The following is a 17,176-nucleotide window of genomic DNA, read 5'->3' as shown; positions in this document are numbered from 1 at the left end:
CCGCCGAACAAGGTACCGCGCCGGGGTCGGCCGACCCGTGAGCGCCTGGTTCGACCCGCGCTGGGAGTGTTCCCTAGGCTGGCCGATGGCCCGGATCCTCCCGGTCCGCCATGGAAGGACATCTCCCCCGTGCACGCCAGCGCCTCCGATACTGCCGTCGAACCTCGCTCCTCGTCCTCGAGGTGGGCTCGGATCGTGCATCTGCTGCGCACCCGCGCGATGCCGCTGTCGATCCTGATGCTGGTCCTGGGCGCGGTCTCCATGACGGCTCTGCACGTCGGTGCGCACCCCGAGCTGTCGCCGGTGGACGAGCTGCAACACATCGACTACCTGTACAAGGCACCGGCGGTGGTGCACAGCGGTGAGACGGTGGGCCAGGACGCGATGCGGGAACAGGCCTGCCGAGGGCTCGCCACCTGGCCGCAGACCGCGGCCTGCTCGACCTCCGCCACCTACGACCCGGCCGACTTCCAGGAGGGCGGGAACAACACCGCGGCGATCTACACCCCGCTGTACTACTCCGTCACCAAGGCGCTGGCTCTGCCGATCAAGGCCGTGACCGGCCTCGACTCCCTCGTGACCGCGGGTCGACTGGTCGGTGGTCTGTGGTTGGCCGGGGGCCTGGTGATGGCGCTGCTGGCCGCCCGACGGCTCGGGGCGCACCCCTATGTGGCCACCGCTGTGCTGCTCGCCGCTGCCAGCACCCCGGCCGTGCTACTACCCGCGGCCACGATCACCCCCGATGCGGCGGCGCTCCTGGGCGGTGCCGCGCTGCTGTGGTCGATTCTCTGGTGGCAGGACTCCCCCGGCCGTCGCTGGTGGCTGCCGATGGTGCTGGCCGCCGCTGTAGTGGCGCTGAAGGCGTTGAACATCCTGATCGTCGTGGTCGTCGCGCTCTACGTGCTGCTGCGTGCTGTCGTGGATCAAGTGCAACGTCGGCGGGATGCCGGGGCCGTGGTCACCGGTCCCCGTCCGGCGCAGGCGGCCGGGTTGATCGGTGCGATGTCGGTGCTCGCTCTGGGCATGGCGATCGGGTACATCGCGTACACCGGGGTCTCGGCCGTTGCCGACACCAGCGCGGTGGCGATGACCGAGCGGACGACGGTGGATTCCTTCCCGCTGCGAGCAACGGTCGAGCACCTGGGGGTGTTCGTGAACGTGTTCTTCGATGCGGGCAGTTGGAACACGATGGACTTCGTCGGTGCGCTCTCCCAGCGACTGCTCGGGCTGATGACGGTGGGCGGCGTGTTCGGCGCGATCTTCGTCCTGCGGGATGCCTCTCGGACGCTCCGCCTGACCGCGATCAGCCTGCTGGTGGTGGGCACGCTGGGGGCGCCGATGATCATGGCGTTCAGCTACCTGTCCCAGGGCATCGCGGTGCCGATCCCCGGGCGGTACGCCCTCAGCCTGATCCCGGCCGGGGTCGCCGTCACCGCCGCGGCGATCCGCGGTCGCACGGCATCGTGGGCCATCGCCGCCATCGGGTTCGGCTGTTGGGCCCTGTCGATGGCCTTTCTGATCGACTCCTGAGCCGCGTCAGCGGCCCAGTGCGTGCCGGGTGAGCGTGCGCACCGCGGCCAGGCTCCGAGTCCGGAGGGCCGTCGGCACCAGCGTCAGGGCGTACAGCCGCGAGGTGACATGCCACCGGGCGGCCCGCGCCGCGCGGTGCCACCCGTGCCCGCGCATCAGCGTCGCGGCCAGCTCGAAGTACTCCCGCTCCCCGGCGAACCGGCTCCCGTCGAGCAGCTTCACCGACGACGCGCTCTGGCTGTGTCTGCGGTAGGCGAAGCACTCGGTGGGTTCGATCACCATCTCGCTGCCGGTCACCAGCATGTCCAGCACCAGGGCCAGGTCCAGGATGATCGGCAGACCGGGACGGAACGGCACCGCCTGGACGGCCTCGCGACGGAACACCAGCGACGGCCAGTACAGCCAGTCACCGTGCAGCAGGCTCACCGCGAGCGCCTCACCGGACACCACCCGGGCTCCGGTGCCCCGCGGACGGATCAGCTGCTGCTTCACCCGGTCGGCCAGCGGGCTCGACGGGTGGCCGTGCTCGTCGATCACCCGCACGCCCGGCTGGATGATGTCGGCATCCGGGAACCGCGCGTGGGCTGCGAGCACCACCTCGACGTAGTTCGGGTCGAGCAGATCGTCCGACCCGGGCACCGCCAGCAGGTCTGCCTCGGCCAGTGCCACACACTGCCGGAACACCTCGGCGATTCCCCGGTTCTCCGGGTTGCGGTGGTAGACGATCCGGTCGTCGCCCAGGGACTCGAGCCAGGGTCCGGCCCACGGATCGGGGTTGGCGTCGTCGACCACGACCAGCCGCCACCGGTCGTCGGCCTGCGCGAGGACGCTGTGCACGGTGGCGCGGAAGAACTCCGGATCCCCGTAGTACGGGACTAGCAGATCGATCACGGGGTCTCGTCCCGCACCGGCTTCGGCACGATCGGCGTCTGCCCGGTCACCGGCGCCCGGGACTCGACGGTGCCACGGGGTGCACCCGCCGCCAGCCGTTCCAGGTCGAAGCGCAACAGCGCGACTTCCTCGGTGAGCGTGCGGGACTCCTCCTCCATGGTCGTCATCTCCACCGAGAGCTGGATGCAGACCAGCAGGAGGAGGATCAACGCGAAGGCGAACAGCAGATTGCTCGGTGTCTGCACGCCGACCACACCGGCCAGCCAGGTGACCGCGGACGGGAAGGCCCCGACCACGCAGACACCGGCCGCCAGGGCCACCCAGATCAGGGCGTACTTCTCGCGGATACGCCGCGTGCGCATCAGCACCACCAGGAACGCCAGGAGCAGCACGCAGCCGCCGAGGGCGAACCAGTATCCGGTCATCATCGGTGCACCCCCGCCGGAGCCTGGCCGAGCGGGCGAGTCAACGCGATCAACAACGCGAACACCGCACGTCCGAGGAAGACCGCCGCCTTGAGCGGGTTGTGCGAGGGCGTTCCGCCCGCGCGGGGGCGCATCTGCACGCCGACCTGCCGCACCACCAGTCCGGAGCGGCAGGCGATCACCAACGACTCGACGGTGTCGCCCAGGTACTCGGCCGGGTACTCGTTGGCGAACAGCGCGATCGCCCGGCGGTTGGAGGCCCGGAAGCCGGAGGTGGTGTCCGTGAGGCGGGTGCCGGCGATCCGGGACAGCACACCGGAGAGCACCGACATCGCCCACCGGCGCGGGCCGCGCACGCGATAGCTCCCGACCCCGGCGAACCGGGCGCCGATTACCACGTCGGCGGATTCGGCCCGCAGCGCCTCCACCACCCGTCGGACATCGGCCGGATCGTGCTGACCATCGGCGTCGACCTGGACCGCGGCGCCGTAGCCCTGCCGGGCCGCGAACCGGTAACCGGCCCGCATCGCGCCACCGACCCCGAGATTCAAGGGGAGGTCGAGCACCATCGCGGTGCCACTGGCGCGGGCGACCTCAGCGGTGCCGTCGGTCGATCCGTCGTTCACCACCAGGACGTCCGCCTCAGGCAGCTCCCGCGCTAACTCGGCCAGCACCCCAGGCAGCGCCTCCCGCTCATTCCATGCCGGGACGATGACCAGGAGCCTGGATCGCAGCTCCTCACTCACGGGCCACTACCTTAGCCGGGACACACGTCGGTCATGGACGATGGACCGCGAATCGCCGAATGAGGAGGACACCGCCGATGCGGGTGCTGTTGGACTGCACGGCCGTGCCGATCGACCGGGGCGGGGTCGGCCGCTACGTGGACGAGCTGATCCCGGAGCTGGATCGGCTCGAGGTCGACCTGGTGCTGGCGGTGCAGCCCCGCGATCTGCGGCACTACCGCGCCCTCGCCCCCGGCGCCCGGGTGATCGCCGCCCCGGCGTGGGTGTCCAGGCGACCGGCCCGGATGGTCTGGGAGCAGACCGGGCTCCCCCTGCTCGCCGCTCATGTCCGGGCCGATGTGGTCCATTCCCCGCACTACACCCTGCCGATCCTGATCGCCCGGCGGGTAGTGGACACCCTGCACGACGCGACGTTCTTCTCCGATCCCGAGCTCCATCTGCGGTCCAAGCGGGGTTTCTTCCAGACCTGGATCCGCCTGGCCACTCGTCTGGCCGCCGGCCTGGTCGTCCCCTCGTCCGCCACCCGCGGTGAGGTCGCCCGTGCGACCGGATGTGCCGAGCAGCGGATGACCGTCGCCTATCACGGCGTCGACCATGCCCGGTTCCACCCGGTGGATCCGGGCGAGCGCCGTCGGGTGCGGGACACCCTGGACATCGGGGATCTCGAGTACGTCGGATTCCTCGGCACCCTGGAGCCGCGCAAGAACGTTCCCGCGCTGATCCGCGCATGGATCCAGGCTTGCGACGGGCTGGCGCAGCCGCCCGCACTGGTCCTGGCGGGGGCCAAGGGGTGGGACGACCAGGTCGAGGCGGCACTGTCCGAGGTGCCGGCGCACCTCACTGTGCGGGTGCCCGGCTATCTCCCCCTCGCCGACCTGCCGGGCTTCCTCGCGGGGGCGACCGTCCTTGCGTATCCCAGCTTGGGTGAGGGCTTCGGGCTCCCGGTGCTGGAGGCGATGGCCTGTGGCGCGACCGTTTTGACCACGCGCGAACTCTCGTTGCCCGAGGTCGGCGGCGACGCCGTGGCCTACTGCGGCACCACCACCGGCGACATCGCCACTGCACTGCGCGCACTGATCGACGATCCTGATCGGCGATCCCAGTTGGGTGCGGCGGCGGTGGAGCGCGCCGCCTCGTTCACCTGGGCGCGCGCTGCACACACTCACCTGGATGTCTATCGACGGGTCGCCACCGGTCGACAGTGACCCCGGCGCGTCGGCGCGACAGATCCGCACCGGGGATGGTGCGCTGTGCTCCGACTGTCCGCCATCTGAGGAGCTCCCCATGCGGTCGCGCCGACTCATCACCACCATTCTGAGCACAGCGCTGACTGCCACGCTGCTCGCTGCGGTCCCCGGTACCACCCCGGCGCGGGCTGCTCCCGGCACGGAGGAGCCCTCGGTCACCGAGCTCGACCTGGACGGTGTCGAACCGGCGGATCTCGCGGCCTTGCCCGACCCCGCCACCGTGCCCACCGAGGAGGGTGCGCAAGCCCCCGAGCCCAGCGCGGAGCGCGTCGCAGAACCGCAGACCACTGCCGACCCGACAGCCGAGCCCACCGCCGCACCGTCACCGACTCCCGTCCCGGAGCCCAGCGCGGCACCGGATGTCAACCCCGATGTGCTCACCACCGAGCTGGACACCGACGACTTCAGCGTCCTGGGTGTCACCTGGGACCGCACCGAAGGGCTGGACGGGGTCCAGATCCGCTACCGGGTCCGAATCGACGGCGAGTGGACCGACTGGTCAGGGTTGGAGTCCTCGGACATCGGGCCCGACGACGGCACCGACGACGCGGACACCTCGGGCGCACGTGACGGCACCGACCCCATCGTCGCGGTCGGCGCGGACGGCGTGCAGATCTGGGCGCAGGCCGAGTCCGGCACCGTCACCGGCCTGAAGGCCGTCCTGATCGATCCCGGCAGCGACCCCGCCGACGTCGGCGCGACCGTCGACGGCACTGGGAGCACCACCGCCTCCACCGCTGGCGCCTCCGACGCGGTCTTCCAGAACCTCGGCACCGCCAGCGACACCGGCACCCTCCGGACCGCCGCCCTCGCCCAGCCCGGCATCATCAGCCGCGCGGGCTGGGGCGCCGATGAGAGCCTGCGCGGCTGCACCCCGGACTACTCCCGGAGCGTCGTGTCCGCCGCCGTCCACCACACCGCCTCCGCCAACGGCTACAGCGCCGCCGCGGTGCCCGGGATCATTCGTGGCTTCTACACGTACCACACCCGCCCCGAGGCAGCCGGCGGCCGCGGCTGGTGCGACATCGGCTACAACTTCCTGGTCGACCAGTACGGCCGGATCTTCGAGGGCCGCGCCGGCGGCGTCACCTCCACCGTGGTCGGCGTGCACACCGGCGGCTTCAACAGTCGCACCATCGGCGTCGCCGCCATCGGTGACTACTCCAGCTACGGCCCCTCCGGCGCCCTGGCCGAGAGCATCAGCCAGCTGATCGCATGGAAATTCGCCGTGCACCGCATCCAGGCCAACACCAACGTCACCATGACCTCGGGCGGCGGCGCATCCAAGTACCCCGCCGGAACCGTGGTGACCTTCCCGACCATCTACGCCCACCGCGATGCGGCCTTCACCTCCTGCCCCGGGCAGGCGCTGTACAACCTGCTGCCGGACATCCGGAACCGGGTGGCACAGTTGGCGAACTCCACGGTGGCCGCGTCGCCGCGGTGGAGTCTGGACTCGATGACCGCGGCCCCTTCTGGGATCGCGGTCCGAGGCTGGGCCTTTGACCCGAACTCGGATGCCGCACTGCCCGTCCGGGTGAGCGTGGATGGAGCGGTGCAGCAGCTGACCGCGAATCAACCCCGGGCCGATGTCGCGGCAGCATTCGGCGTGGGCCCGGACCACGGTTTTTCTGGCACGGTGAGCGCCGGTGGAGGCCGTCATCTGGTGTGCGTGACGATCGGGAACATCGGAGCAGGACAGGACGTGGTGGTCGCGTGCGACTGGTTCACCGTCCAGAACGCGACACCGATCGGGCACCTGGATGCCGCCAGCGCCACCACCACGTCGATCTCGGTCCGGGGGTGGGTCCTGGACCCTGACACCACCGCGCCGGTCCAGGTCCACATCTACGTGGACGGCACGTTCGTCCAGGCGGTCCAGGCCGATCAGTCGCGGCCCGATGTCGGTGCCGCCTACGGCAAGGGCGACAACCACGGCTTCAGCGCCACCGTCCCTGCCGTCGGTGGCACGCGGCAGGTGTGCATCCACGCGATCAACCAGCCCGCCGGGTCCAATCCCCGGATCGGGTGCGCCACGGTCACGGTGGGCAACCCGCCGATCGGTCGAGTGGACGCGCTGACCGCCTGGTCCGGGGGCGTGACCGTCCGCGGGTGGGCGCTCGACCCGGACACCACGGCACCGATCGACGTGCACGCCTACGTGGACGGCGCGCGGGCGGCGGTCTTCACCGCGAACAAGCCGCGGGCGGACATCGGTGCCGCCTACGGCAAGGGCGACGACCACGGCTTCGAGGTCCAGGTGCCGATGGCGCAGGGCACGCACCGATTCTGCTTGTACGCGATCAACACCCCGAGCGGGAGCAACCCGGAGATCCACTGCCGGAGCGTCACAGTCACCAACGCGGAACCGATCGGCAGCCTCGACGAGGTCTCCGCCACCCCCAGCAGCATCCGGGTGCGTGGCTGGACCCTCGACCCGGACACGACGGCATCCATCCAGGCGCACATCTATGTGGACGGGAAGTTCGCCCAGGCCTTCACCGCCGCGGACCACCGGGCCGATGTCGCCGCGCGGTACGGCAAGGGTGCCGCTCACGGATTCGACGTCACCCTCCCGATGAACGCCGGTCGGCACCAGGTCTGCCTGCACGCGATCAACCAGCCCGCCGGGTCCAATCCCCGCATCGCCTGCTCGACGGTGACCGTCGTCAACGCCGAGCCGATCGGCAGCCTCGACGAGGTTGCCGCCACCTCGGGTGGCGCGCGGGTGAGGGGCTGGACCCTCGACCCCGACACCACCGCCTCCATCGAGGCGCATGTGTACGTCGATGGCGCCTTCGCGCAGCGCACGATGGCCACGGGCCACCGTGCCGACGTGGCGGCGGCGTACGGCAAGGGGGCCGCACACGGATACGACCTGGTGGTGCCGATGGCCCCGGGCCGGCACCAGGTGTGCGTGAGCGCGATCAACACTCCTCGCGGTTCCAACCCCCGGATCGGATGTGCGACCGTCACGGTGCAGTGACCGGCTCCGCGCGGGGGCGGGCAGAGCGGGGCAATCCGGACGGCACGCCCGTCCGCGACACGCGGGTGCCCGGAATCACGGGGAAATCCGCCTAGGCTGACGGCGCCTCACGGCCAGCAGCCTCTCGACCGAAGGATCCCCCTCGTGCCCGTCACACGCCGCCAGGCGGTCGTCGCCGGTGTCGTCGCCGTTGTCCTCGTCGCAGGTGCCGCCACCTGGTGGTGGGCCTCGTCCCGGGCCGATGACCCCGATTCTCCGACCCCCACACCGAGCGTGACATCGACGTCCTCGGCCGCTCCCTCACCCACCCCCACGGTCGACCCGGTGCCGACCGCACCGGCACCGACCGAGGACCCGGGAGACCCTGCGGCACCGACGGCCGCTCCCCCGGTGACCGACCCCGGCACCGCGGCGCCGCGGACCGTCGACGTGATCAGCACCTACGCCGGATGGAACGACCTGAGTCGGGCGCTCGAGTTCGGTGCCTACGTGCCCGTGGTCGAGACCGGCGGGAGCTGCACCCTGCTGCTGAGCGGCCCCGGTGGCGAGCGCAGCATCCAGGCAGGCGCCACGCCGGACGCGTCGACGACCTCCTGTGGCGAGCTGGTGGTTCCGGGCGACACGCTGTCCTCGGGAAGCTGGCAGGCCGTCATCACCTACTCGTCCCCGCGGTCCTCCGGGACGAGCGACACCGTCACCGTGGAGGTGCCGTGATGCCCACCCTGTTCCGGCGAACGGTGGCCGCCCTCGCCGCCGTCCTGGTCGTCACGGCCGGCCTCGTCGCGGTCGGCACCGTGGGCGGCCCCGAGCGGGCCGAGGCCGCGGACCTGAGCCAGTTCGACCCCGGGATGATCATCTCGGACGCGCTCTTCTACGACACGTCCTCGATGTCGGCCGCACAGGTCCAGTCCTTCCTCGACAGCAAGGGCGCCAGCTGCCGTCCGAGCGCCGGCAACACCTGCCTGAAGGACTTCCGCCAGACCACCGCGACCCGCGCCGCCGACGCCCGCTGCACCGGTACGTACACCGGTGCCTCGAACGAGACGGCAGCCCAGATCATCGCGAAGGTCGCCGCGGCCTGCGGGATCAACCCGCAGGTCCTGCTGGTCACGCTGCAGAAGGAGCAGGGTCTGGTCACCGCGTCCGCGGGCAAGTCCGCCGCCGTGTACCAGAAGGCGATGGGCTACGGCTGCCCGGACACCGCCCCGTGCGACACCCTCTACTACGGCTTCTTCAACCAGGTCTACAACGCGGCCCACCAGTTCCAGAACTACGCGGCGAAGCCGACCTCATACGCGCACCGGGCGGGCATGGTGAACCAGGTCCGGTTCCACCCGAACGCCTCCTGCGGGTCCAGCGCGGTCTACATCCAAAACCAGGCCACCGCGAGCCTGTACAACTACACGCCGTATCAGCCGAATGCCGCGGCCCTGGCCGCCGGGTACGGCACCGGCAACAGCTGCTCGTCCTACGGCAACCGGAACTTCTGGAACTACTTCACCGATTGGTTCGGCTCCACCCAGCAGCGGCAACCGATCGGCACCGTGGACGAGGTCACCGCGGTCGGACCGGGCAGTGTGCGGGTGCGGGGCTGGACCCTCGACCCGGACACCACCGCGTCCATCCAGGCGCACATCTACGTGGACGGGAAGTTCGCCCAGAGCATCGTCGCCAACACCTCGCGACCCGATGTCGGCGCGGTCTACGGCAAGGGCGACAACCACGGCTTCGACAGCACCATCGCCGTCGCCAACGGCACCCACACTGTGTGCGTGTCGGCGATCGACTCCGCCGGCGGTCCGAACCCGAGGATCGGCTGCGGCACGGTGACCGTGCGGAACAACCTGCCCATCGGGTCCGTCGACGAGGTCTCCGTGGTCGGCACCGGGAGCGTGCGGGTGCGGGGCTGGACCCTCGACCCGGACACCAACGACCCGATCCAGGTCCACATCTACGTCAACGGGAAGTTCACCCAGGCGGTCACCGCCAACGGGAACCGCGCCGACGTGGCCGCCGCGTACGGCAAGGGCGCGGCACACGGGTACGACACCACGGTCTCGACCTCCGGTGGGAGCCAGAAGGTCTGCGTGTACGCCATCGACGCCAATCGTGGGACCAACCCCGAACTCGGGTGCACCGCGGTGAACGTGGTCAACCGCCAGCCGATCGGCTCCGTGGACGAGGTGTCGGTGGTCAGCACCGGCACGGTGCGGGTCCGCGGCTGGACCCTCGACCCCGACACCACCGCCTCCATCCAGGCACATGTCTACGTCGACGGCGCGTACAAGGCGAGCATGGTCGCCAACGGCAACCGACCCGACGTCGCCGCGGCCTACGGCAAGGGGGCCGCACACGGCTACGACACCACCATCACGCTCTCCGGGGGACAGCACACGGTGTGTGTCAGCGCCATCGACTCCTCCGGCGGTCCGAACCCGCGGATCGGGTGCTCGACCGTCAATGTGGTCAACCGGCAGCCGATCGGGTCGCTCGACTCGGTGACCGCCGGTCTGCGCGGTGCGGTGCAGGTCCGCGGTTGGACGCTCGACCCGGACACCACCGCGCCGATCACCGCGCACCTGTACGTCGACGGGAAGTTCAACGCCGCCGTGCGCGCGGACGGTAACCGGCCCGATGTGGCCGCGGCCCATGGCAAGGGTGCCGCACACGGCGTGGACACGACCCTGACCCTGTCGGCGGGCGCCCACCAGGTCTGCCTGCACGCGATCGACTCGACCGGTGGCTCCAACCCGAAGATCGGGTGCCTTAATGTCACCGCCACCCCGGCGAACACCGCACCGATCGGGGCGATCGACTCCGCGGTCACCGGGATGGAGGCGATCACGGTGACCGGCTGGGCTCTCGATCAGGACACCCGCGACCCGATCTCGGCACAGCTGTCCGTGGACGGCGCCGTCGTGAGCACGGTGACCGCGAACGGGTCGCGTCCCGATATCGACTCGCGCTACGGCATGGGACCCAACCACGGGTTCGTCGCCACCGTGCCGGCCAGCGCGGGCAAGCACGAGGTGTGTGTCACCGCCGTCGACAGCACGGGCGGACCGAATGCGAAGGTCGCCTGCCGGACCGTGGACGTGAACGGCCTGGCATTCGGCTCGGTGGACGAGATCTCGGCGTCCCCGGCCGGCATCCGGGTCCGGGGCTGGACCATCGATCCGAACACCACCGCGCCGATCGACGTCCACATCTACGTCGACAACGCGCGACAGGCGGTGCTGACCGCGAACGGCGTCCGCGCGGATGTGGACCAGGTGCACCACATGGGTGCCGCACACGGCTTCGACACCACGATCGCCTCCACCCCGGGCCGGCACCGCGTGTGTGTCTACGCCATCGATTCCTGGGGCGGGACGAACCCGGAGCTCGGATGTACGGCGGTGACGGTCCCCTGACGACACGCCGTTCCCCGGGGACGCCGCCGATGCGCCACAATGGCGGGATGCGCGGCATCATCCTGGCCGGTGGATCCGGCACCCGACTGCACCCGATCACGCAGGGCGTCAGCAAGCAGCTGGTCCCGGTGTACGACAAGCCGATGATCTACTACCCGCTGTCCACGCTGATCCTGGCGGGCATCCGGGACGTCCTGATCATCACCACCCCGCACGACGCGGAGTCCTTCCACCGGTTGCTGGGCGACGGCTCGCAGTTCGGGATCTCGATCAGCTTCGCCACTCAGCCGGAACCGAACGGTCTGGCTCAGGCGTTCGTCATCGGCGCTGACTTCATCGGCGACGACTCGGCGGCCCTGGTGCTCGGGGACAACATCTTCTACGGCCCCGGGCTGGGCACGCGGTTGCAGCGGTTCGAGAAGATCGAGGGTGGCGCGGTCTTCGCCTACCGGGTGGCCGACCCGACCGCCTACGGAGTGGTGGAGTTCGACGACGACTTCAAGGCGCTCTCCCTGGAGGAGAAGCCCACCGCTCCCCGCAGCAACTACGCGGTGCCCGGTCTGTACTTCTACGACAACGACGTGGTCGAGATCGCTCGTGACCTCAAGCCCTCGGCACGCGGGGAGTACGAGATCACTGACGTGAACCGGGCCTACCTCGAGCAGGGGCGGTTGCAGGTCGAGGTGCTGCCCCGCGGGACCGCCTGGCTGGACACCGGCACCTTCGACTCGCTGCTGGAGGCCTCCGACTTCGTGCGGACGATCGAGTCCCGTCAGGGCCTGAAGGTCGGGTCGCCGGAGGAGGTCGCCTGGCGTCGTGGTTTCCTCACCGACGACGAGCTGCGGGTCCGGGCCGAGAAGCTGGTGAAGTCCGGCTACGGCCAGTACCTGATCGATCTGCTCGACTGAGCACCCCTCCCCCTCCGCCGCTTCAGACCGAGTTAGGACACCATGGCACGCGCACTCATCACCGGGATCACCGGACAGGACGGCCTCTACCTCAGCGAGCTGCTGCTCGCGAAGGGCTACGAGGTCTACGGACTGGTGCGGGGGCAGAACAACCCGAAGATCGATCTGGTCCGCCAGATCGTCCCTGAGGTGAAGCTGCTCACCGGTGACCTGGTCGACCTGTCCAGTCTGTTGCGCGCGCTGGATCAGTCGCAGCCGGACGAGGTGTACAACCTGGGTGCGATCAGCTTCGTCGCCTACTCCTGGGAGAACGCGCAGCTGACCACGGACGTCACGGGCAAGGGCGTGCTGAACATGCTGGAGGCGGTGCGGCTGCATGCCGGTGACGACCCGTCCCGCGTGCGGTTCTACCAGGCGTCGTCCTCGGAGATGTTCGGGAAGGTGCAGCAGGTCCCGCAGAGCGAATCCACGCTGCTCTGGCCGCGGTCGCCCTACGGGGTGGCCAAGGTCTTCGGTCACTACATGACGATCAACTACCGCGAGTCCTACGGGATGCACGCGTCCTCGGGGATCCTGTTCAACCACGAGTCCCCCCGGCGCGGTCCGGAGTTCGTCACCCGCAAGGTCTCCCAGGCGGTGGCCCGGATCTCGCTCGGCCTGCAGGACGCCCTCACGCTGGGCAACCTGGATGCCCGCCGCGACTGGGGGTTCGCCGGGGACTACGTGGACGCGATGTGGCGGATGCTTCAGCAGGACACCCCCGACGACTACGTGGTGTCCACCGGCCAGACCCACTCGATCCGCGAGCTGCTGGACGCGGCGTTCGCCCGGGTCGGCATCACGGACTGGGCGCCGTACGTCACCCAGGACCCGCGTTTCATGCGACCGGCCGAGGTGGACCTGCTCATCGGCGATTCCGCCAAGGCGCGCACCCAGCTCGGGTGGGAGCCGAAGGTCAGCTTCACCGAGCTGGTCGACATGATGGTCGACCACGACCTGGCCGAACAGCGCGCCCGGATGTCATGACGGTCGCCCTGATCACCGGGGTCACCGGACAGGACGGCAGCTATCTTGCCGAGCGGCTGGTCGCGGAGGGCGTCACCGTGCACGGCATGGTGCGGCCCGGTGACGAGAGCGCGGTCCCGACCGGCGTCCACCCGCACGCGGGTGACCTGGGCGACCGGGAGGGGTTGCGGCGGCTGGTGCTCGACCTGGCACCCACCGAGCTCTACCACCTGGCCGGGATCAGCTCGGTGGCACAGTCCTGGCAGGAGCCGGAGCTGACCGCCCTGCTGTCCGGGGTGGCGGTGACCACGCTGTTGGACGCCGCCTGGCAGGTCCAGCAGGCGCACGGGGTGACCGTGCGCCTGGTTCAGGCCTCCTCGGCGGAGATCTTCGGGGACGCGGCCACGGCACCGCAGGACGAGCGCACGCCGATCGCCCCGGTGAACCCGTACGGCGCGGCGAAGGCCTACGCCCAGCACATGGTCGGGATCTACCGGGACCGAGGGCTGCACGCCTCCGCCGGGATCCTGTTCAACCACGAGTCCCCGCGTCGCCCGCCGACCTTCGTCACCCGGAAGATCACGCAGCGCGCGGCGCAGATCGCGCGGGACGGGGACGGCATGCTGACCCTCGGCAACCTGGACGTGCGCCGGGACTGGGGATGGGCGCCGGACTACGTGGACGCATTGATCCGCCTCGCTCGGCACGAGGAGCCGATCGACGCCGTGGTCGCCACCGGGCAGACGCACACCGTGCGGGACTTCGCGGTGACCGCCCTCCGACACGCCGGTGTGACCGACCCGGAGTCCCGGCTCGCCACCGACCCGGCCTTCGTCCGTCCGGCCGACGCCGGGCTGATGGTCGGGGACGCCACCCGTGCGCGGAGCGTCCTGGGGTGGACCCCGACCCGGGACTTCACCGCCGTGGTCGCGGCCATGGTCGATCACGATCTGGAGCTGCTCGGGTGAACCCGCGGGTCGCGCTGACCGTCGAGCAGCTGTGGCAGCCGGCCCCGGGTGGCTCAGGCACCTACATCCGCGAGCTGGTGACCGAGCTGCGCGGCCGCACTCCCCTGGTCGGTATCGCCGCCCGGGGCCACACGGTCGCTCCCGAGGACGACCTGGGCATCCCGATCCTGACCTCGGCCCTGCCCCGACCCGCCCTGTACGAGGCGTGGAACCGGCTGCGGCGCCCGCGGGTGCCCGGGCGACCCGACCTGGTGCACGCCACCACGTGGGCAGTTCCTCCTCGGCGGGGCGCGCTGGTCGTGACGGTGCACGACCTGGCCTTCCTGCGTTCCCCCGATCACTTCACCGCCCGCGGGAACCGGTACTTCCGTCGCGCTCTGGAGATCACCCGACGCGAGGCGGACCTGGTGATCGTGCCCTCCCGGACCACCGCCGACGACTGCGTGGCCGAGGGCTTCGACCTCGACCGGATCCGGGTGATCCCGCACGGGGTGCGCGTGCCGGAGATCGCGCCGGGTCCGGCGGCCCGGATCCGAGAACGGCTCGGCCTGGATCGTCCCTTCGTGTTCTGGTGCGGCACGCTCGAGCCCCGCAAGAACCTGCCGGTGCTGCTGGCAGCCTTCGAGCGTCTCGCGGCCCACAGCGACCTCGATCTGGTGCTGGCGGGTCCGACCGGTTGGGGGGACGCGGGCGCCGAGCTGAGCCGCTGGTCCGCCGGGCCACTGCGTGATCGCGTGCACCTGACCGGCCGACTGACCGTGGAGGAGCTGCACGTCGCCTACGCCGCGGCCCGGGTCTTCGCCTTCCCCTCCCTGTGGGAGGGATTCGGGATGCCGGTGCTGGAGGCGATGGCCCACGGCACCCCGGTGGTGACCTCGGCCGCCACCTCGATGGCGGAATTCACCGAAGGGGCGGGGCTGTTGGTCGACCCCCACGATCCGGACGCAGTGGCCGAGGCACTGTTCCGCGCGGCCGGTCCGGACCACGACGACCTGTCGGCTCGTGGCCTCGCCCGGGCCGCCGGATCCCGTTGGGCCAGCACCGCGGACCAGCACCTCGCCGTGTACCGGGAGCTGGTGTGATCCGGGTCCGGGCCCTGGTGGTGACCTGGCAGGGCGTCGATCTGCTTCCCCCGTGTCTGGACTCGCTGCTCAGCCAGCAGGTACCGGACGCCGAGGTCGAGGTCGTCGTGCTCGACAACGCCTCCACCGACGGCACCCGGGAGATGCTGGCACGCGACTACCCGCGGGTGCGGGTGATCGCCGCCGCACGGAACCTGGGCTTCGCCGGGGGCGTCGTGCGCGGGCTGCAGGACTTCGACGGCGACGTGGTGGTCCTGCTCAACAACGACGCCCGGATGCTGCCCGACGCCATGGCGGAGCTGGTCGGCCCGCTCCGCTCCCCCGGTCCCCTGGCGGCCACCACCGCCCGGATCCTGCTCGCCGGGCGGTTCCGGCACACCGACCGACCGACGCCGGACTCCCCGGACGGCCGCAGCCCCTGGCGACCGGATCCGGACGGCGTCCGGTTGCTCAACTCGACCGGCAACGAGGTCGCCCCGGACGGTTCGGGCCGGGACCGGGACTGGCTGACCCCGGCGGACGCCGAGCACGCCGACCCGACGGTGTTCGGCTTCTGCGGCGGTGCGGCCGCATTGTCCTGGCCCGCCGTGCGGTCGGTCGGCGGCATGGACGCCGGGCTCTTCCTCTACTACGAGGACACGGACCTGTCCTGGAGGCTGCGCGCGGCCGGGTACGACATCCGGTACGTGCGGACCGCCGAGGTGGAGCACCTGCACTCGGCGAGCTCGGGCACGTCCTCCCCGCTGTTCCGATACCAGAACACCCGCAACTCGCTCACGGTCGTCACCCGCCACGCCCCCATGCCGATGGTGCTCACCGCATGGCTGCGCCAGACTGCCGGGCTGGCAGGCTGCGTCGTGCGAGGTCCCCGCGCCGAGCTCGCGCCGCGGGCTCGCGGCCTGCGAGACGCACTGCTCCGGTTGCCGCGCACCCTCGCCGAACGCCGCCGGATCTGGTCCGATGCCCGGCGGGACCGCCGGTCGGCGCTCAGTCCCGCACGGAACGCTGGTACTGCACTTCCTTGATCCGCTCCAGCTGCTCCTCCAGGAGCACCCGGTTGGTGCGCAAGAGGTCGGAGATCACGCCGAGGGCCACCGACAGCAGAGCCGCCACCGCCATGATCGCCGCGAAGATCAACGACTGGATGTTGCCGGAGTTGTCGCCCCGAGCCAGCCAGATGACCACGAACCGCACCGCCGGGATCAGCGCCAACAGCCCGAACACCACCGCCAGCCAGGCGAAGATCACTGTGGGCTTGAACATCAGATAGGACCGGATGATCGCCGATCCGGACTTGCGCATGTGCTGGAAGATGTTGGTGAACAGCCGGGACTCGCGGGTCTTGGCGTTGGTGGTCACCGGCACCGAGGCGATCCGCAGTCGCTTGTGTCCGGCCTGGATGATCGTCTCCATGCAGTAGGAGAACTCGGTGACCACGTTCAACCGGTACAGGGCCGCGCGCGAGTAGGCCCGGAACCCGCTGGCGGCATCCGGCAGTCGAGTGTCGGCGGCCTTGTTCACCACCGCGCTGCCGACCCGCTGCATCAGCTTCTTGAACGGGGAGAAGTGCGCGATCGTCGCCGTCTGCCGGTCGGCGATCACGATGTCCGCGCTCCGCTCGATGATCGGCTGGACCAGATCGGGGATCCGGTCCTGCGGGTACTGGTTGTCACCGTCGGTGTTCACCACGATGTCCGCACCGTGCGCCAGCGCATAGTCGATGCCGTCCCGGAAAGACCGGGCCAAGCCCATGTTCCGCGCGTGCCGCACGAAGTGCGTGACGCCGAGTTCCCGGGCCACCTCCACCGTCCGGTCGGAGGAGCCGTCGTCGATCACCAGGATCTCCAGCTCGTCGACCCCCTCGATGTGCCGCGGGATGCTCTCCAGCACCGAGGGCAGCGTCTCCTCCTCGTTGAGGCAGGGGATCTGGACGAAGACCTTCATGACACTCCAACGATCGGGCTGGCGATGACGG

At 70.5% G+C, this 17,176-nt stretch carries 14 protein-coding genes; 10 read left to right on the top strand and 4 right to left on the bottom strand.

All coding sequences use genetic code 11. The features are described from left to right. Window positions 1-195: 195 nt before the first annotated feature. Complete coding sequence (locus AB0N78_RS05880) at window positions 196-1,530, top strand: hypothetical protein (RefSeq protein ID WP_363386957.1); 1,335 nt, start codon at window positions 196-198, stop codon at window positions 1,528-1,530. 6 nt (window positions 1,531-1,536) lie between these two features. On the opposite strand, the gene AB0N78_RS05875 is transcribed toward AB0N78_RS05880, so the two are convergent. From AB0N78_RS05875 to AB0N78_RS05865, 3 genes are read right to left on the bottom strand one after another with little or no spacing between them, the layout of a single operon-like run. After that, entirely contained in the window at window positions 1,537-2,421 is an 885-nt protein-coding gene (locus AB0N78_RS05875; RefSeq protein ID WP_363386954.1) for a glycosyltransferase, read from the bottom strand. Then, window positions 2,418-2,849: a DUF2304 domain-containing protein gene (locus tag AB0N78_RS05870; protein WP_363386951.1), complete on the bottom strand. Its 432-nt coding sequence runs from the start codon at window positions 2,847-2,849 to the stop codon at window positions 2,418-2,420. Before AB0N78_RS05870 ends, AB0N78_RS05875 begins: the two co-directional genes overlap by 4 nt. Beyond that, window positions 2,846-3,592 (bottom strand): glycosyltransferase family 2 protein, encoded by a 747-nt coding sequence (locus AB0N78_RS05865; protein WP_363386948.1) that lies wholly within the window; start codon window positions 3,590-3,592, stop codon window positions 2,846-2,848. The genes AB0N78_RS05870 and AB0N78_RS05865 overlap by 4 nt, the downstream gene beginning before the upstream one ends. Before the next feature lie 77 nt (window positions 3,593-3,669). On the opposite strand from AB0N78_RS05865, the gene AB0N78_RS05860 reads away from it, so the two are divergent. The 9 genes from AB0N78_RS05860 (at window position 3,670) to AB0N78_RS05820 (ending at window position 16,226) form a co-directional block, all read left to right on the top strand. Further along, on the top strand, window positions 3,670-4,797 hold the full coding sequence (locus tag AB0N78_RS05860) for a glycosyltransferase family 1 protein (RefSeq protein WP_363386945.1): 1,128 nt from the start codon (window positions 3,670-3,672) through the stop codon (window positions 4,795-4,797). Between the two features lie 79 nt (window positions 4,798-4,876). Further along, a complete protein-coding gene (locus AB0N78_RS05855; protein WP_363386942.1) occupies window positions 4,877-7,825 on the top strand; it encodes an N-acetylmuramoyl-L-alanine amidase in 2,949 nt (982 codons plus the stop codon). A gap of 144 nt (window positions 7,826-7,969) precedes the next feature. Continuing rightward, on the top strand, window positions 7,970-8,539 hold the full coding sequence (locus AB0N78_RS05850) for a hypothetical protein (RefSeq protein ID WP_363386940.1): 570 nt from the start codon (window positions 7,970-7,972) through the stop codon (window positions 8,537-8,539). Next, window positions 8,539-11,238: a hypothetical protein gene (locus tag AB0N78_RS05845; protein ID WP_363386937.1), complete on the top strand. Its 2,700-nt coding sequence runs from the start codon at window positions 8,539-8,541 to the stop codon at window positions 11,236-11,238. Before AB0N78_RS05850 ends, AB0N78_RS05845 begins: the two co-directional genes overlap by 1 nt. A 47-nt stretch (window positions 11,239-11,285) precedes the next feature. Next, window positions 11,286-12,146 (top strand): glucose-1-phosphate thymidylyltransferase RfbA, encoded by an 861-nt coding sequence (gene rfbA, locus AB0N78_RS05840; RefSeq protein WP_363386934.1) that lies wholly within the window; start codon window positions 11,286-11,288, stop codon window positions 12,144-12,146. Window positions 12,147-12,188: 42 nt separating this feature from the next. Further along, a complete protein-coding gene (locus tag AB0N78_RS05835; protein ID WP_363386931.1) occupies window positions 12,189-13,172 on the top strand; it encodes a GDP-mannose 4,6-dehydratase in 984 nt (327 codons plus the stop codon). Next, window positions 13,169-14,119 (top strand): GDP-mannose 4,6-dehydratase, encoded by a 951-nt coding sequence (locus AB0N78_RS05830; protein ID WP_363386928.1) that lies wholly within the window; start codon window positions 13,169-13,171, stop codon window positions 14,117-14,119. Before AB0N78_RS05835 ends, AB0N78_RS05830 begins: the two co-directional genes overlap by 4 nt. Next, complete coding sequence (locus AB0N78_RS05825) at window positions 14,116-15,201, top strand: glycosyltransferase family 1 protein (protein ID WP_363386925.1); 1,086 nt, start codon at window positions 14,116-14,118, stop codon at window positions 15,199-15,201. Before AB0N78_RS05830 ends, AB0N78_RS05825 begins: the two co-directional genes overlap by 4 nt. Beyond that, window positions 15,198-16,226 carry a glycosyltransferase family 2 protein gene (locus AB0N78_RS05820; RefSeq protein WP_363386922.1) on the top strand — a complete coding sequence of 343 codons (1,029 nt, stop codon included), beginning with the start codon at window positions 15,198-15,200 and terminating at the stop codon, window positions 16,224-16,226. Before AB0N78_RS05825 ends, AB0N78_RS05820 begins: the two co-directional genes overlap by 4 nt. Here AB0N78_RS05820 and AB0N78_RS05815 read toward each other — a convergent pair. Beyond that, window positions 16,189-17,145: a glycosyltransferase family 2 protein gene (locus AB0N78_RS05815; protein WP_363386919.1), complete on the bottom strand. Its 957-nt coding sequence runs from the start codon at window positions 17,143-17,145 to the stop codon at window positions 16,189-16,191. The two genes, AB0N78_RS05820 and AB0N78_RS05815, sit on opposite strands and share 38 nt — an antisense overlap. Window positions 17,146-17,176: the final 31 nt, after the last annotated feature.

Origin of the sequence: Cellulomonas sp. NPDC089187, from assembly GCF_040685135.1 — a bacterium.
Taxonomy (GTDB): domain Bacteria; phylum Actinomycetota; class Actinomycetes; order Actinomycetales; family Cellulomonadaceae; genus Cellulomonas.
The sequence above is the reverse complement of the archived record's forward strand: the minus strand, read 5'-3'. Positions and strand labels throughout refer to the sequence as shown.